Source organism: Caulobacter sp. HJHS_5 (genome assembly GCF_056683955.1).
This window is the reverse complement of sequence record NZ_JBWZNC010000002.1, coordinates 149,889-172,007: the sequence shown is the minus strand read 5'-3', so window position 1 is coordinate 172,007 and position 22,119 is coordinate 149,889. Positions and strand designations below refer to the sequence as shown.

The 22,119-nt window shown below is 68.5% G+C and carries 20 protein-coding genes; 9 read left to right on the top strand and 11 right to left on the bottom strand.

Translation table 11 applies throughout. The features are described 5' to 3' along the window. Window positions 1-21: 21 nt before the first annotated feature. A complete protein-coding gene (locus ACFLIT_RS04455) occupies window positions 22-1,263 on the top strand; it encodes an MFS transporter (protein WP_479909993.1) in 1,242 nt (413 codons plus the stop codon). On the opposite strand, the gene ACFLIT_RS04450 is transcribed toward ACFLIT_RS04455, so the two are convergent. Genes ACFLIT_RS04450 through fliI form a run of 3 tightly spaced genes read right to left on the bottom strand, consistent with a single transcriptional unit; the run spans window position 1,260 to window position 4,065 of the window. Next, window positions 1,260-2,318, bottom strand: coding sequence for an endo-1,4-beta-xylanase (locus ACFLIT_RS04450; protein WP_479909992.1), 1,059 nt, complete (start codon window positions 2,316-2,318; stop codon window positions 1,260-1,262). The two genes, ACFLIT_RS04455 and ACFLIT_RS04450, sit on opposite strands and share 4 nt — an antisense overlap. Before the next feature lie 2 nt (window positions 2,319-2,320). Then, window positions 2,321-2,734 (bottom strand): flagellar export protein FliJ, encoded by a 414-nt coding sequence (locus ACFLIT_RS04445; protein WP_479909991.1) that lies wholly within the window; start codon window positions 2,732-2,734, stop codon window positions 2,321-2,323. Continuing rightward, window positions 2,731-4,065 carry a flagellar protein export ATPase FliI gene (fliI, locus tag ACFLIT_RS04440; RefSeq protein ID WP_479909990.1) on the bottom strand — a complete coding sequence of 445 codons (1,335 nt, stop codon included), beginning with the start codon at window positions 4,063-4,065 and terminating at the stop codon, window positions 2,731-2,733. Before fliI ends, ACFLIT_RS04445 begins: the two co-directional genes overlap by 4 nt. A gap of 325 nt (window positions 4,066-4,390) precedes the next feature. On the opposite strand from fliI, the gene ctrA reads away from it, so the two are divergent. Both ctrA and ACFLIT_RS04430 read left to right on the top strand, forming a co-directional pair. Continuing rightward, entirely contained in the window at window positions 4,391-5,086 is a 696-nt protein-coding gene (gene ctrA / locus ACFLIT_RS04435; protein ID WP_479909989.1) for a response regulator transcription factor CtrA, read from the top strand. A gap of 273 nt (window positions 5,087-5,359) precedes the next feature. Further along, entirely contained in the window at window positions 5,360-6,730 is a 1,371-nt protein-coding gene (locus ACFLIT_RS04430) for a peptidoglycan DD-metalloendopeptidase family protein (RefSeq protein ID WP_479909988.1), read from the top strand. Here the strand turns inward: ACFLIT_RS04430 and ACFLIT_RS04425 are convergent. Next, window positions 6,727-6,951, bottom strand: a complete 225-nt coding sequence (locus tag ACFLIT_RS04425) for a hypothetical protein (protein WP_479909987.1) — start codon at window positions 6,949-6,951, stop codon at window positions 6,727-6,729. The genes ACFLIT_RS04430 and ACFLIT_RS04425 overlap by 4 nt on opposite strands. Window positions 6,952-7,075: 124 nt before the next feature. On the opposite strand from ACFLIT_RS04425, the gene ACFLIT_RS04420 reads away from it, so the two are divergent. After that, window positions 7,076-7,495 carry a hypothetical protein gene (locus tag ACFLIT_RS04420; RefSeq protein WP_479909986.1) on the top strand — a complete coding sequence of 140 codons (420 nt, stop codon included), beginning with the start codon at window positions 7,076-7,078 and terminating at the stop codon, window positions 7,493-7,495. A gap of 6 nt (window positions 7,496-7,501) precedes the next feature. Here ACFLIT_RS04420 and ACFLIT_RS04415 read toward each other — a convergent pair whose 3' ends face one another. The 4 genes from ACFLIT_RS04415 to prmC all read right to left on the bottom strand — a co-directional run bounded on the left by ACFLIT_RS04415 (window position 7,502) and on the right by prmC (window position 13,823). Beyond that, window positions 7,502-8,554 (bottom strand): aldo/keto reductase, encoded by a 1,053-nt coding sequence (locus ACFLIT_RS04415; RefSeq protein ID WP_479909985.1) that lies wholly within the window; start codon window positions 8,552-8,554, stop codon window positions 7,502-7,504. Between the two features lie 226 nt (window positions 8,555-8,780). Then, window positions 8,781-11,360: an ATP-dependent chaperone ClpB gene (gene clpB / locus ACFLIT_RS04410; RefSeq protein WP_479909984.1), complete on the bottom strand. Its 2,580-nt coding sequence runs from the start codon at window positions 11,358-11,360 to the stop codon at window positions 8,781-8,783. Window positions 11,361-11,668: 308 nt separating this feature from the next. Then, window positions 11,669-12,667 carry a DUF4167 domain-containing protein gene (locus tag ACFLIT_RS04405; protein ID WP_479909983.1) on the bottom strand — a complete coding sequence of 333 codons (999 nt, stop codon included), beginning with the start codon at window positions 12,665-12,667 and terminating at the stop codon, window positions 11,669-11,671. Window positions 12,668-12,968: 301 nt separating this feature from the next. Continuing rightward, window positions 12,969-13,823 carry a peptide chain release factor N(5)-glutamine methyltransferase gene (gene prmC, locus ACFLIT_RS04400; protein ID WP_479909982.1) on the bottom strand — a complete coding sequence of 285 codons (855 nt, stop codon included), beginning with the start codon at window positions 13,821-13,823 and terminating at the stop codon, window positions 12,969-12,971. Window positions 13,824-13,924: 101 nt separating this feature from the next. Between prmC and ACFLIT_RS04395 the strand changes: the two genes are divergently transcribed. Next, entirely contained in the window at window positions 13,925-15,178 is a 1,254-nt protein-coding gene (locus ACFLIT_RS04395) for a YihY/virulence factor BrkB family protein (RefSeq protein ID WP_479909981.1), read from the top strand. Window positions 15,179-15,197: 19 nt separating this feature from the next. Continuing rightward, window positions 15,198-15,719, top strand: coding sequence for a GNAT family N-acetyltransferase (locus ACFLIT_RS04390; protein WP_479909980.1), 522 nt, complete (start codon window positions 15,198-15,200; stop codon window positions 15,717-15,719). 141 nt (window positions 15,720-15,860) lie between these two features. Here ACFLIT_RS04390 and ACFLIT_RS04385 read toward each other — a convergent pair whose 3' ends face one another. Both ACFLIT_RS04385 and ACFLIT_RS04380 read right to left on the bottom strand, forming a co-directional pair. Continuing rightward, the gene (locus ACFLIT_RS04385) at window positions 15,861-16,493 is read right to left on the bottom strand and encodes an alpha/beta hydrolase (protein WP_479909979.1); all 633 of its coding nucleotides are present in this window, start codon (window positions 16,491-16,493) and stop codon (window positions 15,861-15,863) included. 4 nt (window positions 16,494-16,497) lie between these two features. After that, entirely contained in the window at window positions 16,498-16,887 is a 390-nt protein-coding gene (locus ACFLIT_RS04380; RefSeq protein ID WP_479909978.1) for a winged helix-turn-helix transcriptional regulator, read from the bottom strand. Window positions 16,888-16,973: 86 nt separating this feature from the next. Here ACFLIT_RS04380 and ACFLIT_RS04375 point away from each other — a divergent pair, with 86 nt between their 5' ends. From ACFLIT_RS04375 to ACFLIT_RS04365, 3 genes are all read left to right on the top strand, one after another. Then, window positions 16,974-17,819: an SDR family oxidoreductase gene (locus ACFLIT_RS04375; RefSeq protein ID WP_479909977.1), complete on the top strand. Its 846-nt coding sequence runs from the start codon at window positions 16,974-16,976 to the stop codon at window positions 17,817-17,819. Window positions 17,820-17,923: 104 nt separating this feature from the next. After that, window positions 17,924-18,931 carry a DUF3857 domain-containing protein gene (locus ACFLIT_RS04370; protein WP_479909976.1) on the top strand — a complete coding sequence of 336 codons (1,008 nt, stop codon included), beginning with the start codon at window positions 17,924-17,926 and terminating at the stop codon, window positions 18,929-18,931. Beyond that, on the top strand, window positions 18,862-20,922 hold the full coding sequence (locus ACFLIT_RS04365) for a hypothetical protein (RefSeq protein WP_479909975.1): 2,061 nt from the start codon (window positions 18,862-18,864) through the stop codon (window positions 20,920-20,922). The genes ACFLIT_RS04370 and ACFLIT_RS04365 overlap by 70 nt, the downstream gene beginning before the upstream one ends. Here ACFLIT_RS04365 and prfA read toward each other — a convergent pair. Further along, window positions 20,919-21,995, bottom strand: a complete 1,077-nt coding sequence (gene prfA, locus ACFLIT_RS04360; protein WP_479909974.1) for a peptide chain release factor 1 — start codon at window positions 21,993-21,995, stop codon at window positions 20,919-20,921. The genes ACFLIT_RS04365 and prfA overlap by 4 nt on opposite strands. Window positions 21,996-22,119 lie beyond the last annotated feature (124 nt).

The following is a 22,119-nucleotide window of genomic DNA, read 5'->3' as shown; positions in this document are numbered from 1 at the left end:
CGCAGCCGGCGCCGCCTTGTCATGCTCGCCCTGATCAGCGGGGCGGTGGCGATCAACTATCTCGACCGGGCGATCATCGGCGTCGCCACGCCCGGCATCCGCGAAGAATTCCACCTCGACCCGGTGCTGATGGGTTGGATCTTCTCGGCCTTCTCCTGGAGTTACTTCCTGGCGCAGATCCCGGGCGGGGTGCTGCTCGACCGCTTCGGCTCACGGATCGTCTACCTCTGCGCCATCGCCGGCTGGTCGGCGGCCACCCTGCTGCACGGCCTGGCCCGCGGCTTCGCCTCCCTGACCGGCGCCCGCCTGCTGCTCGGCCTGTTCGAGGCGCCGTGCTTTCCGGCCAACAGCAACATCGTCGCCGCCTGGTTCCCACGCCGGGAGCGCGGCATGGCCATCGGGGTCTATACGGCCGCCGAGTACATCCCCCTCGCCTTCCTCAGCCCGGGGCTGTTCTGGATCACGGCCAGCTTCGGCTGGCGCGCGCTGTTCGTGCTCTCGGGCGGCCTCGGCCTGATCTTCACCCTGGCCTGGGCGTTCGGCTACCGCGACCCGAAGGACGACCCCAAGGTCACCGAAAGCGAACTGGCCTATATCCGCGAAGGCGGCGGCCGCGTGGCCGGCGAGGCGCGGCCGTTCAACTGGCGCCTGCTCGGGCAGCTGATCTCCAACCGCCAGATCCTCGCCCTCTGCCTCGGCCAGTTCGCCGTCTACTCGACCTTCGTCTTCTTCCTGACCTGGTTCCCGACCTACCTGGCCGAGGCGCGCCACATGGCCTGGATCAAGGTCGGGTTCTTCGCTTCCCTGCCCTACCTCGCCGGCTTCTTCGGCATCCTGTTCGCCAGTTCGCTCAGCGACTTTCTGTTGCGCCGGGGCGCCTCGCTGGAAATCGCCCGCAAGCTGCCGGTGATCATCGGCCTGCTCGGCGCCACCACCATCGTCCTGGCCAACTATGTCGAGAGCAACGCTGTGGTCATCGCCATACTCTCGGTCGCCTTCTTCGCCCAGGCGATGGGCTCGTCCGGCTGGGCGGTGCTGTCGGAGATCGCGCCCCGCGGCGCCCTCGGCCTTGTCGGCGGGCTGTTCAGCGCCGCCGCCAACCTGGCGGGCATCGTCATCCCGCTCGTGGTCGGCGCCATCTACAAACAGACCGGCTCTTTCGTCTGGGCCCTGGCGTTCATCGCCGGCGTCGCGGCGGTCGGCGCCTTCGCCTGGATTTTCCTGATCGGAAAGCTGCGGCCGATCGAGTTGGCCGAAATCTAAGCCTTCAAGGCCGCAGCCACGGCGTCGAACATCGGCTTCGGTCGGCCGTCGTCGTCGAACAGCAGGGGCTGGTCGCCGCTGTTGTTGGGCTCGTTCTTCAGCCAGCTGTCCTTGTCGCGCAGGCCCCAGACGGTGAAGGCGAAGCGCTGGTTGGGCGGCAGGTCGAGGTAGGCCTGGGCGACCTCCTCGGCGAGCTTGGCCTGGGCCAGCAGCTTGTCTTCCTCGCTGCGCAGGTCGATCCGCTCGACGCTGAAGCTGCAGTCGAGTTCGGCGACGTGGATCGGCAGGCCGAAGCTGGCCAGATCGCGGATCGCCTCGCGGCAGGCGCCGGGCTTCACGTCGATATCGAGGTGGCTCTGGGTGCCGATGCCGGTCAGCTTGGCGCCGGACTTCAGCAGGCGCTCGATCATGCGCATGTACTCGGCGCGCTTTTTCGGAATCTTCTCGAGGAAGTAGTCGTTCACGAACAGCACGGCGTCCGGATCGGCCTCGGCGGCGTGGTCGAAGGCCAGGCGCATGTGGTCGAGCTGGCCCAGGTTTCGTGACCAGATGTGCTCGCGCAGGGCGCTGCCGTCCTCGTTGACCGCCTCGTTGACCACGTCCCAACTGCCGGCCAGGCCCTTGTAGCGGCCGACGACGGCGAGAATGTAGTTGCGGTAGGCGCGGGCGAAGGCGTCGCGTTGGCCCTCCAGGCGCTCGAACGCCTTGGCGGTCTCGGCGTACCAGACCAGGGTATGGCCATGCAGGCGCATGCCGTTCTGGCGGGCGAAGGCGGCGAGGCGATCGGGCGCGTCCCAGCGGAAGCTGCCGTCATCCTGGCAGATGTATTCCATCTTCATCTCCCACTCGGCGGTGAGCTGGGAGAAGTGGCGGGCGAACAGCGCGACGAAGGCGGGATCGTTCAGCTGAGCCGTCATCGCGACGCAGCCGACGCGGGAGATGGCCCCGTCCTTCAGCGGCGGGGGATCGGCCGTCACCGCCTGGGAGGCGGCGGGCCGCTCGCAGGCGGCAAGCGCGAGAGCGCCCGCCAGGGCGACGCGGCGGGTAGGCTTCACCCTCAACGCCCTCCGGCGGCGCGGCGCAGGCCGATGTCGTTCATCGCCTGGGTCTCGCGATAGGCTTCGGCCTTGCGGGCCGCCAGCGCCATCTGCTCGGCGACGTGCTCGTATTTCTTCTGGCTCTCGAAGGCGCCGCTCAGGGCGTCGCGGCAGCCGGCCTCCTCGGCCTGGGCCAGGGCGATCTCGGCCTCGATCCCGGCGCGGCGAACCTTTAGGCCCTCGCGGAAGCCGATCAGGTACCAGCCGGCCTCGGCGTCGCCGCGCGCCCGCTCGGTCTCGGCCTCGGCCTCGGCCTCCAGCATCATCAGCCGCATCTCGGCGTCCTGCCGCCCGCCGACGATCTCGGCGAGGCGCTTCTGCAGCTCCTCGACCTCGAAGGTCGAGAGCTTGATCAGGGAGTCGGCCCAGCTCATGCGTCACTCCCGAGAATAGCGTCCAGGGCCTCGAAGGCCCCGTCCAAGGTCGAGGTCTCGTCCTTGTCCTGCGAGAGGAAGGCCTCGAGGCCGGGGTTAAGGCGGATGGCCCGGTCGATCTGCGGATCGGCGCCCGCGCGGTAAGCGCCGATGCGGATCAGCTCCTCCATGTTGGCGTAGGCGGCCAGGGTCTGGCGGGCGGCCTTCACCAGTTCGCGCTCATGCGGCAGCTGGCAGGCCGGCATGGTCCGGCTGATCGACTTCAGCACATTGATCGCGGGGAAGCGGCCGCGCTCGGCGATGGCCCGCTCCATCACGATGTGACCGTCGAGGATACCGCGCACGGCGTCGGCGATCGGCTCGTTGTGGTCGTCGCCGTCCACCAGCACGGTGAACAGGCCGGTGATCGGCGCCGCCGCCGTGCCGTCGGCCCGTACGGGACCAGGGCCGGCCCGCTCCAGCAGCTTGGGCAGTTCGGTGAACACCGTCGGGGTATAGCCCTTGGTGGTGGGCGGCTCGCCGGCCGCCAGGCCGATCTCGCGCTGGGCCATGGCGAAGCGGGTGACGCTGTCCATCAGGCACAGCACTTCCATGTCCTGGTCGCGCAGGTACTCGCTGATCGCCAGGGTCATGTAGGCCGCCTGGCGGCGCTTGAGGGCCGGCTCGTCGGAGGTGGCGACCACCACGATGGCGCGGGCCAGGCCTTCCTCGCCGAGGGTCTCCTCGATGAACTCGCGCACCTCGCGGCCCCGCTCGCCGATCAGGCCGACGACGACGGCGTCGCAGGTCGCGTCCTTGGCCAGCATCGACAACAACACCGACTTGCCGACGCCCGAGCCGGCGAAGATGCCCAGGCGCTGGCCGCGGCAGGTGGTGGTGAAGACGTTCATCGCCCGCACCCCGAGATCCAGGCGCTCGCCCACCCGCGCCCTGGCGTGGGCCGGCGGCGGCGGGGTGCGCAGGGGATATGCGGCGGGGCCTTGCGGCAGCGGCCCCTTCCCGTCGATCGGCTCGCCGAAGGCGTCGACGATGCGGCCGAGCCAGGCCTTGGTCGGGCGCACGCTGGCGCCCTCGGGCTGGATGCGGATCTCGGCGCCGGGCGCCACCCCCTCGACGGGGCCGAAAGGCATCAGGAGGGCGCGGGTCTCTCGGAAGCCGACCACCTCGGCGGCCAGGGGCGGAGCGCCGAACCGATCGATCTCGGCCCAGGCGCCGACGGCCAGGCGGGTCAGTCCGCCGCGGACCTCGATCAGCAGGCCGTTAACGGCCGCCACCCGACCGGACACGGTCAGGGGGTCGATGCGTTCGACGGCGGCGATCAGGCTGCGCAAAGCTGAAGATGTCCCGGGAGGCGGCGTGGGTCGGAGCCTGGACCGACAGCGTTAACCAGGGATGAAGTCGGGGTGCGTCACAGCGCCCCCCAGCGCGGCGCCGCCCCCTAAAGGGGGGCGATCACGAAAGAGTCATCGCCGCTGAGTCGCCCGGCCGCACCGGGGACTCTTGCCCCCGATTCGCAAATCGCCTTAACGATTCCCTCCAACGGGCCGTTCACCATTAACCAGTCTTAAATTAACTTTCCGGCAAATGACGGAGAGCATCGGGGGAGGATTCCGCCCCCAGCACATCGAATTCCGCCGGAGGGCGGGGAGGGGCCGCATGCGCGTACTGTTGATCGAGGACGATAGCGCTACCGCGCAGACGATCGAACTCATGCTGAAGTCCGAAGGCTTCAACATCTACACGACCGATCTCGGCGAAGAGGGGGTCGATCTCGGAAAGATCTACGATTACGACCTTATCCTGTTGGACCTGAATCTGCCGGACATGAGCGGTCTGGACGTGCTGCGCACCCTGCGCGTCGCCAAGATCAACACCCCGATCATGATCCTGTCGGGCAGCGCCGAGATCGATACGAAGGTCAAGACCTTCTCCGGCGGCGCCGACGACTACATGACCAAGCCCTTCCACAAGGACGAACTGATCGCCCGCATCCACGCGGTGGTCCGTCGCTCCAAGGGCCACGCCCAGTCGGTCATCAAGACGGGCGACATCACGGTGAACCTCGACGCCAAGACCGTCGAAGTGGGCGGCAACCGCGTCCACCTCACCGGCAAGGAATACCAGATGCTGGAGCTGCTCTCCCTGCGTAAGGGCACCACCCTGACCAAGGAGATGTTCCTCAACCACCTTTACGGCGGCATGGACGAGCCTGAGCTGAAGATCATCGACGTCTTCATCTGCAAGCTGCGCAAGAAGCTGGCCGCCGCCGCCCACGGCAAGCACCACATCGAAACGGTCTGGGGCCGCGGCTATGTGCTGCGCGATCCGCAGGAGGGCGTCGTCGCCGCCTGAGGCACGCCGGCGAGGCTCCGCCTCACCTCCAGACCTCCGGAAACGCCCGCCCCGCCGGCGGGCGTTTTTTCGTTTGTAAAACCCGCGGCGCGGACGCGCAGCGATGCCATTGCGGGCCTTTCGCCTTCACAGACGTGACAAATCGCCCGAAGCTATGGATAAGGCTTGCGTTTCGGGCGGGCGACCGGGCATTCCCAGGTCGCGATCCTTGAATGAAATTGTAACAAGCCGCGCCTTTTCGAGCGTACCGGCGTCACCTGAGTTGGGGGCACGATGCAGGAATTCGATCCGCGACGTCCGACCTATCGCCTCGCGCCGCGAATGATCGTGGCCGCCGCCGGCCTGGCGGCGCTCGCAATGGGCTGGAGACTGACCGCGGGCGAACCCCTGAAGACCGCCGACGCCCAGCCGCTCGACCCCGCCGCCGCCGTCGCCCTGCAGCACGTCGCCTTCGCCCATGCCGAGGTCCGGCCCGGCTTCGCGCGGCCCGAGAGCGTCGCGATCAAGGTGCTGCCCGGCGAGACCCTGCAGTCGGCGGTCGCCCGGTCCGGCGTCGCCCCCGACGAAGCCCGCCTGGTGGTGCAGACCCTGGCCAGCGCCATCGACACCGTGAACATCAAGGCCGGCATGGCCTTCGAGGCCGCCATCGCCCGCCCCCGCGCCGAGCGGGGCCCGGCCCGCCTGATCGGTCTGTCGATGCGCACCGATCCCACCTCCACCCTCACCCTCTCGCGCACCTTCGACGGGGCGCTGAAGCTGCATGAGCTCGAGGAGAAGGTCAGCGAGGAAACCACCGTCGCCCAGGGCGACCTCGACGGCTCGCTCTACGAGAGCGCCGCCCGCGCCGGCGCCAACGCCACGGTCACCAGCGAGGTGGTGAAGCTGTTCGCCCACAAGCTGGACTTCACCCGCGACATCCAGCCTGGCGACCACTTCCGCATGGTCTTCGACCGCAAGGTCACCGAGAGCGGCCGCACCGTGGAGACCGGCGACCTGAAGTACGCCGAACTCGACGCCAAGGGCGGGATCACCCGCTTCTACCGCTTCGAGCGTTCGGACGGGACCAGCGACTACTTCGACGAGAACGGGAAGAACGTGAAGGGCTTCCTGCTGCGCACGCCGGTGGACGGCGCCCGCATCACCTCGCTGTTCGGCCGGCGCCGGCACCCGGTGCTGGGTTTCACCCGCGCCCACCAGGGCGTCGACTTCGGCGCCGGCACGGGCACGCCGATCCTGGCCGCCGGCGACGGCGTGGTGGTCGAAGCCCGCCGCTGGGGCGGCTATGGCAACTGGATCCGCGTGCGTCACACCGGCGGCTGGGAGACCGGCTACGCCCACACCTCGCGCTACGCCAAGGGCATCAAGCCGGGCGTTCGCGTCCGCCAGGGCCAGGTGATCGCCTATGTCGGATCGACCGGCCTCGCCACCGGCCCGCACCTTCACTACGAAATCTGGAAGAACGGCAAGCGCACCAACCCGATCGGCGCCAAGGCGCCGCAAGGCGGCGCCGTGCTCGGCGGTGCGGAACTGGCCTCCTTCAAGGTTCAGAAAGGCCGCATCGACAGCCTGATCGCCCAGGCCGAAGACCGCCACGACCCGGCCGCCCCGCGCCTCGCCATGGCCAAGGTCGAAACCCCGCGTTAGACGACCGACTCCTCGCCGATCGTCGCCCCGCCCCTCCCCGCGCCGCTCCGCGAAGAGGGCTCGGCGGTATCGAGAATTTCTTCCATCAGGTCGGGATCGGTGAGCAGGCTCGGCGGCTCGCCGAACTGCGCGCGCCAGCGGCGTTCGATTGCATCCAGTCGTCGATCTCGCTCGCTCATCGTCTGCTCCTTCGCCGCCCCGGTGATGGGACGAAGTGTCACAGCCTCGGCTCCATTTGCAATGCAAAAAGTCTTAGATAACAGATATTTACCATGACGCCGGAGCCACTTTCCGGCCTACCGCGTTGAATCTCCTGAGGGACCTGACACCCAGGAGAATCGCGCAATGCGCCGCTTGTTCACCCTGGCGACCGTGGGCTTAACCCTGGCCGGCGCGCTCGCCGCGACCAGCCCCGCCGCCGCCCAATATCGTTACCGGGATCGCGACCGGAATCGCGGCGGCGACGCCCTGGCCGCGGGCGTGCTCGGCTTCGCCCTCGGCGCCGCCGTCGGCAGCGCGGGCAACACCCGCTACCGCCAGAACTACTACGCTCCGAACTATGGATACGGCGGCGGGTATGGCTACGGCGGCGGCGTAGGCTTCGGTGGCGGCGGAATCGGCTACGGAGGCGGCTACTACGCCCCGCCGCGCGCCTATTATGGCGGCTACGGCTACGGCTATGGCGGCGGCCCCAGCCGCTGCGTCGTGCAGCGCCAGTGGGATCCCTACTGGGGCCGCAGCGTCAGCGTCCGTCGCTGCTGGTAAGCGTCCCTAGCCGCCGGCGGGAGGGAACGGCTTCGGCAGCCGGTGCGCGCCCAGCCGCTCGATCATCCAGCCGGGATATTCCTTCGGCAGGGCGCTGACCTCGTCAAGGCGCGCGATCTCCTCGGCCGTGAGCCTCAAGGTCACGGCCGCCAGATTGTCGTCCAGCTGCTCGACCGTCTTGGCGCCGATGATCACGCTCATGACGTGCGGCTTGGCCAGCAGCCAGGCCAGGGCCACGCGGGCGGGCGAGACGTCGTGCGCCCGGCCGATCTCGCGCATGACCTCGACGCACGGCCAAGCGCGCTCCAGGTTCACCGGCGGGAAGTCGAACTGGGTGCGGCGCGAGCCTTCCGGCGTATTGGCGCCCGGCCCGTACTTACCGGACAGCAGGCCGCCGGCCAGCGGCGACCAGACCATCAGCCCGAGCTGCTCCTCGAGAAGCAGGGGCGCGATCTCGCGCTCAAGGTCGCGGCCGGCGATGGAATAGTAGGCCTGCAGCGTCTCGAAGCGGGCGTAACCCTTGGCCTCGCTGATGCCGAGGGCCTTGGCGATCCGCCAGGCCGACCAGTTGGAAATCCCGAAGTAGCGCACCAGCCCCTGGCGGGTCAGGTCGTCCAGCGCCCGCAGCGTCTCGTCCAGCGGGGTGACGTTGTCCTGACCATGGATCTGATAGAGGTCGATGTGGTCGGTCTGCAGCCGCTCCAGGCTGGCCTGCACGCTGTCCATGATGTGGCCGCGCGAGGCGCCGCGGTCGTTGGGGCCGGGCCCCATCTCGTTATGCACCTTGGTGGCGATGACCACGTCCTTGCGGGCGACGCCAAGATTCTTCAGTGACTGGCCGAGCAGGCGCTCGGACTCGCCGAAGGAATAGACGTCCGCCGTATCGATGAAGTTGACCCCGGCCTCCAGGGCGCGGCCGACGATGCCGTCCACCTCGTCCTGCTTCAGCGCCCCAATCGTCTGCCACCAACCGGCGTCGGCGTTGCCGCCGAAGGTCATGGTTCCGAGCGCGATCTCGGACACGAACAGGCCGCTGCGGCCGAGCTGCTTATACTTCATGGCGGGCTCCCTCTTCCCTGGCGGCAAGATGGGAGCGAGCGCGGGCCGGCGCTAGCCTGGGCGCGCGCGATTCCGCACCACAAACCCGTTTCCCTCTCCCTTGATGGGAGAGGGGCAGGGGTGAGGGTGAATGCTGAGCCCGCCACTGGGCGGAAGCGCAAACGGACAAGCCGCTGTCACCCCCATCCCTGCCCTTCCCCCATCAAGGGGGAGGGGTTCTAAGCGTCTAATTCACCGTCGCGCGGCCGATCTCCAGGCCGTGCTCGCCGACGTCGACGCCGATCACCGCTCCGTCCGCCAGGTCGCCGGCCAGCAGCTTGCGGGCGATGGGGTCGACCAGCTCCTTCTGGATCACGCGCTTCAGGGGGCGCGCGCCGTAGACGGGGTCGTAGCCCTTGTCGCCGAGCCAGTGCAGGGCCGCCGGCGTCAGGCTGATGGCCATGCGGCGGTCGGCCAGCAGCTTTTCGACCCGCTGAAGCTGGATGGTGACGATGCTGTCCATCTCGCCGCGGCCGAGGCGCTTGAAGAGGATGATCTCGTCGATCCGGTTGAGCAGTTCGGGCCGGAAGTGGCGGCGCACGACATCCATCACCAGCGGGCGCACGGCCTCGACATCCTCGCCCTCGGCCTGGCCCGCCAGGAACTCGGCGCCCATGTTGGAGGTCATGATGATCAGGGTGTTGCGGAAGTCGACCGTGCGGCCCTGGCCATCGGTCAGGCGACCGTCGTCCAGCACCTGCAGCAGCACGTTGAACACGTCCGGGTGCGCCTTCTCGATCTCGTCGAACAGCACCACCTGATACGGCCGGCGACGCACCGCCTCGGTCAGGGCTCCGCCCTCGTCGTAGCCGACGTAGCCGGGAGGCGCCCCGATCAGACGGCTGACCGAGTGCTTTTCCATGTACTCGCTCATGTCCATCCGGGTGACGGCGGTCTCGTCGTCGAACAGGAAGCCGGCCAGGGCCTTGGTCAGCTCGGTCTTGCCGACGCCGGTCGGGCCGAGGAATAGGAAGCTGCCGATCGGACGGTTGGGGTCCTGCAGGCCGGCGCGGGCGCGGCGCACGGCGTCGGAGACGGCGGCCAGCGCCTCCTCCTGGCCGACCACGCGGGCGCGCAGGGCGTCTTCCATCTTCAGCAGCTTCTCGCGCTCGCCTTCCAGCATCTTGTCGACGGGGATGCCGGTCCAGCGGCTGACCACGGCGGCGATCTGCTCGGCGTCGACGGTCTCGGGCGCCATCGCGTCAGCGCCCTGCTCTTCCTCCTCGGCGAGGCGCTTTTCGAGGGCGGGGATCTCGCCGTACTGCAGCTGGCCGGCGCGGGCGAAGTCGCCCTGCCTCTGAGCCGTCGCCAATTCGGCGCGCAGACGGTCGAGCGCCTCGCGGGCCTGGGCGGCGGAGCCGACCTTTTCCTTCTCGGCGCGCCAGCGGGCGGTCATGTCGTCGGACTGGCCCTGCAGGTCGTCGATCTCGTCCTCCAGCCGCTCAAGACGGGCCTTGGACGCGGCGTCCGATTCCTTGCCCAGGGCCTCCCGCTCGATCTTCAGCTGCACCAGCCGGCGGTCGATCTCGTCCAGCGCCTCGGGCTTGGAATCCACCGCCATGCGCACGCGGCTGGCGGCCTCGTCCATCAGGTCGATGGCCTTGTCCGGCAGGAAGCGGTCGGCGATGTAGCGGTTCGACAGGGTCGCGGCGGCCACGATGGCGGCGTCGGCGATGCGCACCCCGTGGTGCAGCTCGTACTTCTCCTTCAGCCCGCGCAGGATCGAGACGGTGTCCTCCACCGTCGGCTCCTCCACGAACACCGGCTGGAAGCGACGGGCCAGGGCCGCGTCCTTCTCGACGTGCTTGCGATACTCGTCGAGCGTGGTGGCGCCCACGCAGTGCAGCTCGCCGCGCGCCAGGGCAGGCTTCATGATGTTGGAGGCGTCCATCGCCCCATCCGTCTTCCCGGCGCCGACCAGCTGATGCATCTCGTCGATGAACAGGATGATCGAGCCCTCGGCGGCGGCCACTTCGTTGAGCACGCTCTTCAGCCGCTCCTCGAACTCGCCGCGATACTTGGCGCCGGCGATCAGGGCGCCGAGGTCCAGCGCCAGCAGCTTCTTGTCCTTTAGGCTTTCGGGCACGTCGCCGTTGACGATGCGCAGGGCCAGGCCCTCGACGATGGCGGTCTTGCCGACGCCGGGCTCGCCGATCAGCACGGGGTTGTTCTTGGTGCGGCGGCTCAGGACCTGGATGGTGCGGCGGATTTCCTCGTCGCGGCCGATCACCGGGTCGAGCTTGCCGTCGCGGGCGGCCTTGGTCAGGTCGCGGGCGTAGCGCTTCAGGGCGTCGTAGCCTTCCTCGGCCGAGGCGCTGTCGGCCGTGCGGCCCTTGCGGACGGCGGTGGCCGCCGCTTCCAGGCCGTCGGCGGTCGCGCCGGCGTCCTTCAGCACCTTCGCGGCCTCGCCGCCTTCCTTGGCGATGGCCACCAGCAGGCGTTCGGTGGTGACGAAGGCGTCGCCGGCCGCCTTGGCGTCTTCCTCGGCCTTGTGGAAGACACGCGCGGTCTCGGGCTTCATGTAGAGCTGGCCGGAGCCGCCCTCGACCTTGGGCGCGCGGTTCAGCGCCGCCTCGACGGCCTTGTCGGCGGCGTCAGGGCTGCCGCCGGCCGCCTGGATCAGCGACCCGGCCAGGCCGTCCTTTTCTTCGAGCAGCACCTTCAGAAGATGTTCGGGCGCGAGCTGTTGATGGCGGCGCGCCAGCGCCAGGGATTGAGCCGACTGGATCGCCTGCTTGGCGCGGTCGGAATAGACGTCGATGTTCATGCGGTTCCCCCGTTGGGCGGATTACGCGCGCCTGCCTCGATCGAGCACAAGCCGCGCCTCAGGGATGTAGTGTGGTGTGATGGCCACACAAGGCGCGGCCGCCCTGTCTTTCGACGTCGCCGGAGGGACCGTCCTCGCCCTTCGAGGCCCGCTGTGCGGGCGCCTCAGGGTGAGGTCTATTGCACGCTCAGAGGTACCTCATGCTGAGGTGCGAGCGCAGCGAGCCTCGAAGCACGCACAGCAAAACGCCTGCGATCCGCAAGGACCGCAGGCGTTTCAGAAGTTCGATAAAGCGACGAACCTGACGCTCAGTCTTCGCCTTCGCTGACCACGGTCTTGCGGGCGCGGGTCCGGCGGGGCTTGGGAGCCGCCGCCTCGTCGGCGACCGGAGCCGGGGTCGGGGCGGCCGGGCCGCGGCTGAGGAAGGCCGGGGCCTCGCTCACCGCGCCGTCCTGCCCGCGCAGGCGGGGCGAGCTCGGCTCGTCGTCACGCGCGGCCGAAGCCTCGGCGACGACGCTTTCGCGCGGCTCGCGCTCGCCGCGGTCGTAACGCTCGCGACGGGGCCGATCCTCGCGGGGCCGATCCTCACGCTCGAAACTGCGCTCCGGGCGATCTTCGCGGGGACCACGGTCCTCACGCGGCGGACGATCGTCACGGGGGCGATCGTCGCGCGGGCGGTCGTCACGAGGACGGTCGTCCCGATCACGCGGACGATCATCGCGGTCGCGCCAGCGGTCGCGCCGACCGCCTTCGCGGTTGTCGCGGCTTTCGAAGTTGCGCTCGCCGCGGTCCTCGCGCGGACCCCGGTCCTGGCGATCGCGATCACGATCCTGACGGTCGCGGTTCTCGAAACGGGGGCGGTCTTCCCGACGGCCGTTATTGTCGAAGTTGCGTTCGCGCTGGCCGCCTTCGCCGCCCTCGCCTTCCGCCGCGCCTTCGGTGGCCTCGGCGGCTTCCACCGTCGCCTCTTCCGGTTCGGCTTCGAAGTCGATGTCGAACCCGCCCGAGTAGCCTTCCTTGCCGAGAATCTCGCTCGGCGGACGCTGCGGCTGCATGGCGCGCACCACGCGGAAGTAGTGCTCGGCGTGCTGCAGATAGTTCTCGGCCAGAACCCGATCGCCCGACGACGAGGCGTCCCGAGCGAGTTGGGTGTATTTTTCGAAGACGCCCTGGGCCGCGCCGCGGACCTTGATGCCTTCGGGACCGTTCGAATCGAACGAACGGTTTGCGTTATGCTGGGGCTTTCCGCCGCCGCCACCGCCGCGGTTGCGGCCGCGCTGACGCTTCATACCCTTGAAATCTCTCATCGTCTTTTGGACCTGTTCGCCGGAGACGTTCCTGTTGGCGTCTGCTTCGGCTGTTTGGGTTCTTGTTTGGCCCGCCCCTGCGGGCCGTAAGTCACAAGCTGTGTCTAGATCGCTCCGCCCCCGGTCTTGGATGACGCATGCCGCGGCCCGAAGAACCACGACCCCGCCAGGCAGACCGGCGGCCGTCTTGCGACGATCGCTCTGTCGACGCCCGGCGAATTGGGAGGAGACGACCTGACTTAGCGCTTCACCCCACGGTTTCCAAGGGGGTTTTTCGCCGCAGCAACAGTACGGCGCCGTTTCAGAACGACGCCTTGACGCCCGCCACCACGCGATCGCGCAGGCCGAGGTCCTGGTGCGTCGCCATGCCCTCGGCCCCCGCCGCCTTGAACAGGGCCTCCACCGCCGGCCCCTGGGTGTGGCCGATCTCGACGGCGAAACGCCCGCCCGGCTTCAGCACGCGCAGGATTTCGGGGGCCAGGAAGCGATAGGCGTCGAGGCCGTCGGCGCCGCCGTCCAGCGCCAGGCGCGGCTCGTGGTCCTTCACCTCGGGGTCCAGTGTTTCGATTTCGTCGCTGGCGATATAGGGCGGGTTGGAAACCACCAGGTCGAACGACGCGTCGCCCAGGCCGAAGGTCCAGTCGCCGCGCAGCAGGGCCACCCGGTTGTCGAGATCGAGGTTGGCGGCGTTCTCGCGGGCCACCGCCAGGGCTTCCTCCGAGACATCGACGCCGAGGCCCTTGGCGGCCGGCCGCTCGGCCAGAATCGCCAGCAGCATCGCCCCCGACCCGACTCCGAGGTCGAGCACGCTGAACGCCATCTGCTCGGGGAAGTCGCGCAGCACCAGTTCGACCACCGTCTCGGTGTCGGCCCGCGGCGTCAGCACGTCGGGGGTCACCGACAGCATGATCTTCCAGAAGCCCTTGCGGCCGACGATGTGGCTGACCGGCTCACGCCTTGCCCGCCGGGCGATGAGGCTGTCGAGCAGGGTCTCCTGCTCGGTCGTCAGTTCGCGGTAGGGATCGGTGACGATCTCGGTGCGGCTGACGTCGGCGGCGAATTCCAGCATCAGCCGCGCATCGATGGCCGGCTGGTCGACGCCCGCCGCCTTCAGGGTTTCGCGCGCGGCCGTCCAGGCCTTCACCAGGGTGGTCATTCGACAAGTCTCCTCACTCCGCGCCTTGCTCGCGCAACCGCCCGCGCTCCGCAAGTCGTAACGCCCCGGAACGCCGAACGAGGCTTGAGCATTCAGGCAACATGAAAGCGCGGGCGCGTCAGATCGGGCGATATGTGACGTCGCGCCCCTACCACCTGCTGCCGTGGATCGCGCTGATCGCCGCCATCCCGCTGTGGCCCAGAAAGCCGGAGCCGCCGCCGGCCGGGCTTTCCGAGCCGAAGGTGGCCGCGCCGCACGATTTCGAACAGTCCGAGCCCGGGCGCGGCCGCGTCGCCGAACGCCCGCACCACATTCCATTCCTCGGCTGGCGGGACGTGCTCTGGCGCACCTGGCTGGAGATGGGCCAGGACCGTTGCTCCGCCGTCGCCGGCGGCATCACCTTCTACGGCCTGCTGGCCATATTCCCCGGCATCGCGGCCTTCGTCTCGCTCTATGGCCTGTTCGCCGATGTCGGCGTCGTGCAACGGCAGCTGGCCGACATGTCGGGCGTCTTTCCGGCCAGCGTGGTGCAGCTGATCGGCGACCAGATGCTGCGCCTGACCAGCCAGGAGCAGAGCAAGCTCAGCCTCGCCTTCCTGGTCTCGGTCCTGATCTCCCTGTGGAGCGCCCGCGCGGGCATGAACGCCCTCTTCGACGGGCTGAACGTGGCCTATGACGAGACGGAGAAGCGCAACTTCGCGGTCCGCACCGCCCTCACCTACGCCTTCACCCTGGCCGCCGTGCTGTTCCTGGCCAGCATCTCGCTGGTGCTGGTCGGCCTGCCGTTCGTGTTGGGATTCTTCTACATCGCCCCGCCGGACAGCTGGTGGGTCGGCCTGCGCTGGCTGGCGGTGCTGGGGATGAGCACCATCGCCTTCGCCATGCTTTATCGCTACGGCCCCAGCCGCCAGCGTGCGCGCTGGCGCTGGGTGACCACCGGGGCGGTGCTGGCCGCGCTGATCTGGATGCTCGGCTCGCTGGGCTTCTCCTGGTACCTCAACACCATCCGGCATCTCGACGCGACCTACGGCCCGCTCGGCGCGGTGATCGCCTTCATGCTGTGGATGTGGTTCTCGGTGATGGCGATCCTGATCGGGGCCGAACTGAACGCCGAGATCGAGCACCAGACCGCCATCGATTCCACGACCGGCCCGGAAATGCCCATGGGCCAGCGCGGCGCCGCCATGGCCGACAGCGTCGGCCTCGCCTTCCACCCCCTGCAGGCGATCAAGACCCAGGCCGGGAACGCCCGCCGCCTGGCCGGCGGCCTGTGGGTGCGGGTGCGGGGCGGCAAGACGGTGAAGGCCATTCCCGCCGATCCCGCGACGGCCCAGGCCATGGAAGTGAAGAAGTAGCCGCGCTACAGCCGTTCGCATGACGGATCTCATTCCCGCGACCGACGCCGACCTCGAAGCGCTCGCCGCCTTCGTCAACGCCGTCTATCGCGGCCAGGGCGCGCAAAACGGCTGGACCACCGAGGCCGCCTACATCGCCGGCCAGCGCACCGATCCGGACAAGCTGCGCGAAGGCCTCCGAAAGCCCGGCGCCGTCGTCCTGCTGCTGCGCGACGCGGCCGGCGCGCTGGAAGGCTGCGTCTGGTTGGAGCCGGCCCACGAAGGCTGCTGGCACCTCGGCATGCTCAGCGTGCGGGTCGACCTGCAGGACAAGGGCGTCGGCCGTCGCGTGATGAGCGGCGCCGAGGACTATGCCCGCGCCCGGGGCGCCGAGTGGCTGGAGATGACCGTCATCAACATCCGCGACACGCTGATCGCCTACTATGAGCGTCGCGGCTTCGCCCGCACGGGCGAGGTGCGCCCCTTCCCCTACGGCGACGACCGCTTCGGCACGCCGCTGCGGGACGATCTGGCGTTCGTGGTGCTGGAGAAGCGGTTGTAGGATTTGTCATCCTCGCCTCATCCTGAGGCGCCCGCGCAGCGGGCCTCGAAGGGCTGCAACCCACCGCCATGCTCCTGTCCCCCTTCGAGGCTCGCTACGCTCGCACCTCAGGGTGAGGTTTTGTTGAAGGGCGAGGGGTTCTTAGCTCTTGATGAACTTCACCGCCGCCTCGAGCTGCGGCAGGACGATGGTGTGGCCGAGGCCGGCCACCGTGCCGTAGGTCACCTTGTAGCCGGCCACCGTCAGCTCGCGCGCCGCCCGGTCGCCGTCGGCGGCGGGGACGATGTCGTCCTGCAGGCCGTGGGTGATGAACAGGCGGGGCGAGCCCGGAACGGGCGCCTTCACCGGCGCCGCGAGGCGGCCGGAGAAGGCCAGGCCCGCCGCGAAGGTGCGGCCGGTCACGGCGGACGAGAGGGTCATCATCGCCCCCTGGCTGAAGCCGAACAGGATCAGCTCGGCCGAGGTCAGGCCCTCCTGCGCGACCAGGGCGTCGAGGCGGGTCCACAGCAGCGGCAATGCGGCGGCCACGCGCTCGACGCGGTTGGCCTCGGTGACGCCGGTGAGCGAGAACCATTGGCGCCCCGGCGGGCCGCCGTCCCACACCTCATGCCCGTCCAGCATCAGCACAGCCGCATCCGGCAGCTGGGCGGCCAGATAGTCGCCGATCGGTTCCAGCCCCTGGGCGCTGTCGCCGACGCCGTGCAGCACCGCGATCACCCGGCTCGGATTGGCCGTGCCGATGCGCCACGTCCGCGGATCGTTCGTCGGGGTCATGTCTCTACGCTCCGGCCTGGTCCCAGACCTTGGCGATACGCGGCATCGCGGTTTCGATCCAGTCCGCCAGGCCGCGCACCTTCTCGGCCGCCTCGCGGCCCAGCGGGGTCAGGCTGTATTCCACGTGCGGCGGCACGACGTTGAACGCCCGCCGCTCGACCATGCCGTCGGCCTCCAGCCATTGCAGCGTCTGGGCCAGCATCCGCTCGCTCACCCCGCCGATCCCGCGCCGCAGCTCGCTGAACCTGAGGGTGCGGGCCTCCAGGGCGATCAGCACCAGCACGCCCCAGCGACTGGTCAGGTGCTTGAGCACCTCGCGTGACGGGCAGGCCTCGGCCATCAGGTCGCCGCGCAGCACCTTCTGCGACAGCGTCTCGGGGGTGGGAACGGTCATTTCCATACTAACCCAAATGTACGTACTTACGAAAAGTAAGCAAGGGGCCTAGATGGTCGGCGTCGTTTCAAGGAAGGACCAGGATCATGACCATCGCCGTCACCGGAGCCAGCGGCCAGCTCGGCCGTCTCGTCGTTCAGAAGCTCAAGGCCGCCGCGCCCGCCGAGACCATCGTCGCCCTGGCGCGCGATCCAGCCAAGGTCGCCGACCTGGGCGTGGAGGCCCGCGCCTTCGACTACACGGCACCCGCTGGCCTCGCCGCCGCCCTGGCCGGCGTCGACACCCTGCTGCTGATCTCGTCGAACGAGGTGGGCCAGCGCGCCGCCCAGCACGCCAACGTCATCGCCGCCGCCAAGGCCGCCGGGGTGAAGCGTATCGTCTACACCAGCCTGCTCAAGGCCGACGTCTCCGGCATCAGCCTGGCCGAGGAGCACCGCGCCACCGAGGCAGCCCTCGCCGCCTCCGGCATCCCCCACACCCTGCTGCGCAACGGCTGGTACACCGAGAACTACGCGGGCGGGATCGCCGGGGCCCTGGCCCACGGCGCCCTGATCGGCGCGTCCGGCGAGGGCCGCATCTCCGCCGCCCCGCGCGCCGACTACGCCGAGGCGGCCGTCGCCGTGCTGACCACACCGGGCCACGACGGCAAGGTCTACGAACTGGCGGGCGACGACGCCTTCACCCTGGCCGACCTCGCCGCCGCGGTCTCGGCCCACACCGGCAAGACCGTTCCTTACGCCAATCTCTCGGAAGCCGACTACGCCGCCGCCCTCACCGGCGCCGGCCTGCCCGAAGGCCTTGCGGCCGCCATCGCCGGCTGGGAAGGCCCGATTTCCAAGGACGCCCTGTTCGACGACAGCGGCCAGCTCGCCCGGCTGATCGGCCGCCCGACGACCCCGCTCAGCGCGACGATCCCGGCGCTGGTGGGCTGACGCGCGCCTCCCACGCGAAGCCTCTTGGCGGACCGGCGTCAGCTTGACTATCGTCGGTTGAACGAAGGGGGCTTCGCGTGCGGTCGGTTGTTATTCTGAGTGTGGTGGCGGCGCTGGCGCCGGTCGCGGCGCGGGCGGCGGACAAGGTGCTGTATGGGCCGCCGCCGGCGTGGGTGATCACCGCGGAACCTCAAGGCCCAGCTGCGCCCCAGGCAGCAGACGCTGACGACGGCCAGTCTCCCTTGCGAATGCTGCTCGTGGACGAGCAATCGCGGCTGACGGCCAAGGGGATCGAAACCTACCGTGTCGTGCGGGCCAAGATCGAAACCTCCGATGGCCTCGCGATCGGAGGCATCGGCAAGGAGTGGGACCCGGCGACGGGCAGCCTGACGGTGCACCGCGTTCAGGTGATCCGCGACGGCAAGACGACCGACGTGCTGAAGTCGCAGACGTTCGAAATCCTTCGACGCGAGCGCAGCCTCGAACAGTCGATGCTCGATGGCCGGCTGACGGCGGCGCTGCAGATCGCCGACCTACGGGTGGGCGATATCGTGGAATTCGCCACGACCGAGACCCAGGGCGACGCGGTGCTGGCCGGACGCAACGGCGTGATGGATTCATTTTCGCCGAGAAGCGCCATCGCCAAGGCTCGGACGCGGGTTGTCTGGGAAGGCCGGGAGCCCACGTGGCGGGTGGGCGACGACCTGCCGAAACCGACCTTGGAGCGCAAGCCGGGCGGCGGCGAGCTCAATTTCGAAGTCGCCAACTTCAAGGGGCCTCAGCTGCTGGAAGGCGCGCCCGTACGGTTCATGACCAAGGGCCTCATCGAAGTCAGCCAGTTGGCGAGTTGGCAGGATGCCTCGACCGCCTTCCGCCCGCTCTACGACAAGGCGGCGACCCTTGAACCGAATTCCCCGCTGAACGCCGAAATCGCCCGTATCCGGCAGGCGGGCAAAACCCAGGAGGAGCGCGCCGCCCTGGCCCTGACGCTGGTCGAGGACCAGATTCGTTATGTCGCCATTAGCAGGACGCAAAGGGCTTCGTGCCCGCGACCGCCGACGAGACATGGCGGCGCCGCTTCGGCGACTGCAAGGCCAAGACGGCGCTCCTGATGGCGATGCTGAACGGCCTAGATATCGCGGCCGACCCTGTGCTTGTGCTGACGGACGGCGGTGAGGCGCTGCGGGTGCTGCTGCCCAAGGCTGCTGCCTTCGACCATGTGATCGTCCGGGCCAGCATCGCGGGCAAGGACTACTGGCTGGACGGCACGCGCAGCGGCGACGCATCGTTGGCCAGCCTGCGAACGCCCGACCTAGCCTGGGGGCTGCCGCTTATGGCGGCCGGATCGGACCTCGTACCGATCAAGCCGGAGCGCCCGGTTCGCCCCGATGTTCAGTACACTCTGCGCATCGATGGCACGAAGGGCTTTGACGAGGATGTGCCGGTAGAACTCGAAGTCACTGTGCGCACCGACGAGGCCGCCGCCGCCGCCCGAGCTTACGCCGCCCAGACCCGAAACGAGGTCCAGCGGTCGGTCATCGATACCTACGGCGACAACTACGCATGGGTGAATTTCAAAGAGGCTAGTTGGCGCCTCGACGCGGAGGACTCCACGCTCCTGTTCGTTCTTAAGGGCTACGGCACGCCGGACGTGCGGAGTACAACGGGCGGAGCGAAGCAATACGAAATCCCCGATACGGCGTTCTTCGCGACGAGCATCAAGCTGCGGCCAGAGGACCAGGATGCCTCCGCTCCCTACGCCGTCGGTTCGGGCTACGAGCGTCGGCTGACCGTCGTCCGCCTACCGGCAAAGTCGGACAACTATGCGCTGATCGGCTCCGCGCAACACTGGCGCTCAGCCGGCGTGCAACGCACGCGTTGGGGCTGGAAGTTCCGCGATACGATCTACACAGTTCGCAGTACGCGGGCTGTCGAAGAAGAGATTTCGGCGGCGCAAATGGCGAAGGATGCGGGAAGCGCGCGTCGCTATTCGCCGTCCGTTTTCGTGCTGCGCTGGAATCCAGATGGCAAGCCTATCCCCAAGGAGCAAACCACTCGTCCTGACGGAACGCTTTTCAGCACTGTGCCGCGCAGCCTGTACAGTCAGACGACCTTGAGCGGGCCAGGCAGTGAACCGTGGCCGAAGCCCATGCGCGAGATCATGGACAAGGTCCGAGAGAACAAGGACGCGACGCAAGCGCTCAGCGTGCTCGATGCCGGCAAGGCCGCTTTTTCCGACAGCGGGGTAGAGTACGCGGTCTATTGCGCCGAGTTGCTGAGCCGATTGAATCGCAAGGACGAAGCGGCCGCCCTGCTGGATGACCCACGGTTGGCGACCAAGACCTCCAGTCCGGCTGCCGCCCTGGCGATGCGCGCCTTAGCGGACCAAAGGTTAGGACGATTAGACAAGGCCAAGAGCTTAATTTCGCAAGCCTTGCAGCTGGATCCGTCAAGCGTCCCGATGCTGGATACCGCCTATGCGCTGGAAATTCAGAGAGGCGACCTCGAAGCGGCATTGCTGCTTGCGAAACAACGCGTTCGCGCCGCGCCCGACGAGCCGGCAAGCTGGTTAATGCTAGCGGCCATACAAGGCCTGACAAACCACTGGGACGACGCGCTGCGCAGTCACGACGCCGCCGCCGAGACTGGCGACGTCAACGGCGGCATGGCCCGCGTCACCGTTCTGGCCCATCTCGACCGCAAGGAGGAGGCCATGCGCATCGTCGACGCTCATCTCGCCGACAATCCAGAAGATGCGAACACGCTGAACAGCGCCTGCTGGACGCGGGCTACGGTCAACCTGCAGCTGGAGAAGGCGCTGGGCGAATGCGAGAAGGCTGTAGGAGCCAGCGATGTCACCGCGTATCGCGACAGCTTGGCCTTCGTGAAACTAAGGCTTGGCCGCTACACCGACGCGATCGCCGATTACGACAAGGTTCTTGCGAAGAACGCCGACCTACCGGTTTCCCTGTTCGGTCGCGGCTTGGCCCACGTTCGCAATGGTGATGCTGCAAGAGGTGAAGCGGACTTCGCCGCAGCCCGCAAGATAAGCCCGGCGATCGACCTTGAGTTCCGCAGCTACGGCCTCGCCCCGCCGCCCTAGTCGAAGCTGTCCTCCAGCGTCGCCAGCCGTTCCGCCTGATCCTCGGCGATCAGGGGGTCGATGACGTCGTCGAGGGCTTCGCCTTCGATGATCTTCGGCAGGTTGTAGAGGGTCAGGTTGATGCGGTGGTCGGTGACCCGGCCCTGCGGGTAGTTGTAGGTGCGGATGCGCTCCGAGCGGTCGCCGGAGCCGACCTGGCTCTTGCGGGCGTCCGAGCGGGCGTCGTCGAGCGCCTGGCGCTGCATGTCGTAGAGCTTGGCCTTGAGGTTCTTCATGGCCTTGGCGCGGTTCTGGTGCTGGCTCTTCTCGGAGGAGGTGACCACCACGCCGGTGGGCAGGTGGGTGATGCGCACGGCCGAGTCGGTCTTGTTGACGTGCTGGCCGCCGGCGCCGCTGGAGCGATAGGTGTCGATGCGGATGTCGGCGTCGTTGATCTCGATCTCGACGTCCTCGGCTTCGGGCAGCACGGCCACGGTGGCGGCCGAGGTGTGGATGCGCCCTTGCGCCTCGGTGGCCGGCACGCGCTGCACCCGGTGCACGCCGCTCTCGAACTTCATGCGGCCGAACACGCCGTCGCCGGTGATCGAGGCGACGATTTCCTTGAAGCCGCCCATCTCGCCTTCGGAGACGCTGTCGATCTCCACCCGCCAGCCGCGCGTGGTGGCGTAGCGCTGGTACATGCGGAACAGGTCGCCGGCGAACAGGGCGGCCTCGTCGCCGCCGGTGCCGGCGCGCACTTCGAGGATGGCGGAAGCGTTCTCGTCCTTGTCCTTCGGGGCCAGCAGCAGGGCGACGTCGCGCTCCAGGGTCGGCAGGCGCTCCTTCAGCGCTTCCAGCTCCTCGCGGGCCATGGCCGCCATGTCGGCGTCGTCGCCGGCCGCCATCGCCTCCAGGTCCGGCTGCTCGGCGCGGGCGCGCGACAGGGCGTCGACGGCCTCGACCACCGGGCGCAGCTCGGCGTGCTCCTTGGAGAGCTTGACGATCTCGGCCCCGTCGCTGGCCGCGCCCATGCGGGCCTCGATCTCGCGGAAGCGGTCGAGCACCTGATCGAGACGGGCCTGGGGGAGACGCATGGGTTCAAGAGATTCCGTGAGGGCCGCTGCATTACCTGCGCGGCCAGGACTTCGCTAGAGCCTTTTAGGGCCAGATGGAATCATCTGGCCCGTTGAAAAAGGCTCTACTTTCTATTGTTTAGAG

Bases quoted from the DNA above. Each gene is read 5' to 3' on its own strand.
- ACFLIT_RS04455 (WP_479909993.1), top strand. From the start codon at position 22: ATGCTCGCCCTGATCAGCGGGGCGGTGGCGATCAACTATCTCGACCGG.
- ACFLIT_RS04445 (WP_479909991.1), bottom strand. From the start codon at position 2,734: ATGAGCTGGGCCGACTCCCTGATCAAGCTCTCGACCTTCGAGGTCGAG.
- ctrA (WP_479909989.1), top strand. From the start codon at position 4,391: ATGCGCGTACTGTTGATCGAGGACGATAGCGCTACCGCGCAGACGATC.
- ACFLIT_RS04430 (WP_479909988.1), top strand. From the start codon at position 5,360: ATGCAGGAATTCGATCCGCGACGTCCGACCTATCGCCTCGCGCCGCGA.
- ACFLIT_RS04420 (WP_479909986.1), top strand. From the start codon at position 7,076: ATGCGCCGCTTGTTCACCCTGGCGACCGTGGGCTTAACCCTGGCCGGC.
- ACFLIT_RS04415 (WP_479909985.1), bottom strand. From the start codon at position 8,554: ATGAAGTATAAGCAGCTCGGCCGCAGCGGCCTGTTCGTGTCCGAGATC.
- clpB (WP_479909984.1), bottom strand. From the start codon at position 11,360: ATGAACATCGACGTCTATTCCGACCGCGCCAAGCAGGCGATCCAGTCG.
- ACFLIT_RS04405 (WP_479909983.1), bottom strand. From the start codon at position 12,667: ATGAGAGATTTCAAGGGTATGAAGCGTCAGCGCGGCCGCAACCGCGGC.
- prmC (WP_479909982.1), bottom strand. From the start codon at position 13,823: ATGACCACCCTGGTGAAGGCCTGGACGGCCGCGCGCGAAACCCTGAAG.
- ACFLIT_RS04395 (WP_479909981.1), top strand. From the start codon at position 13,925: ATGAAAGCGCGGGCGCGTCAGATCGGGCGATATGTGACGTCGCGCCCC.
- ACFLIT_RS04390 (WP_479909980.1), top strand. From the start codon at position 15,198: ATGACGGATCTCATTCCCGCGACCGACGCCGACCTCGAAGCGCTCGCC.
- ACFLIT_RS04385 (WP_479909979.1), bottom strand. From the start codon at position 16,493: ATGACCCCGACGAACGATCCGCGGACGTGGCGCATCGGCACGGCCAAT.
- ACFLIT_RS04380 (WP_479909978.1), bottom strand. From the start codon at position 16,887: ATGACCGTTCCCACCCCCGAGACGCTGTCGCAGAAGGTGCTGCGCGGC.
- ACFLIT_RS04375 (WP_479909977.1), top strand. From the start codon at position 16,974: ATGACCATCGCCGTCACCGGAGCCAGCGGCCAGCTCGGCCGTCTCGTC.
- prfA (WP_479909974.1), bottom strand. From the start codon at position 21,995: ATGCGTCTCCCCCAGGCCCGTCTCGATCAGGTGCTCGACCGCTTCCGC.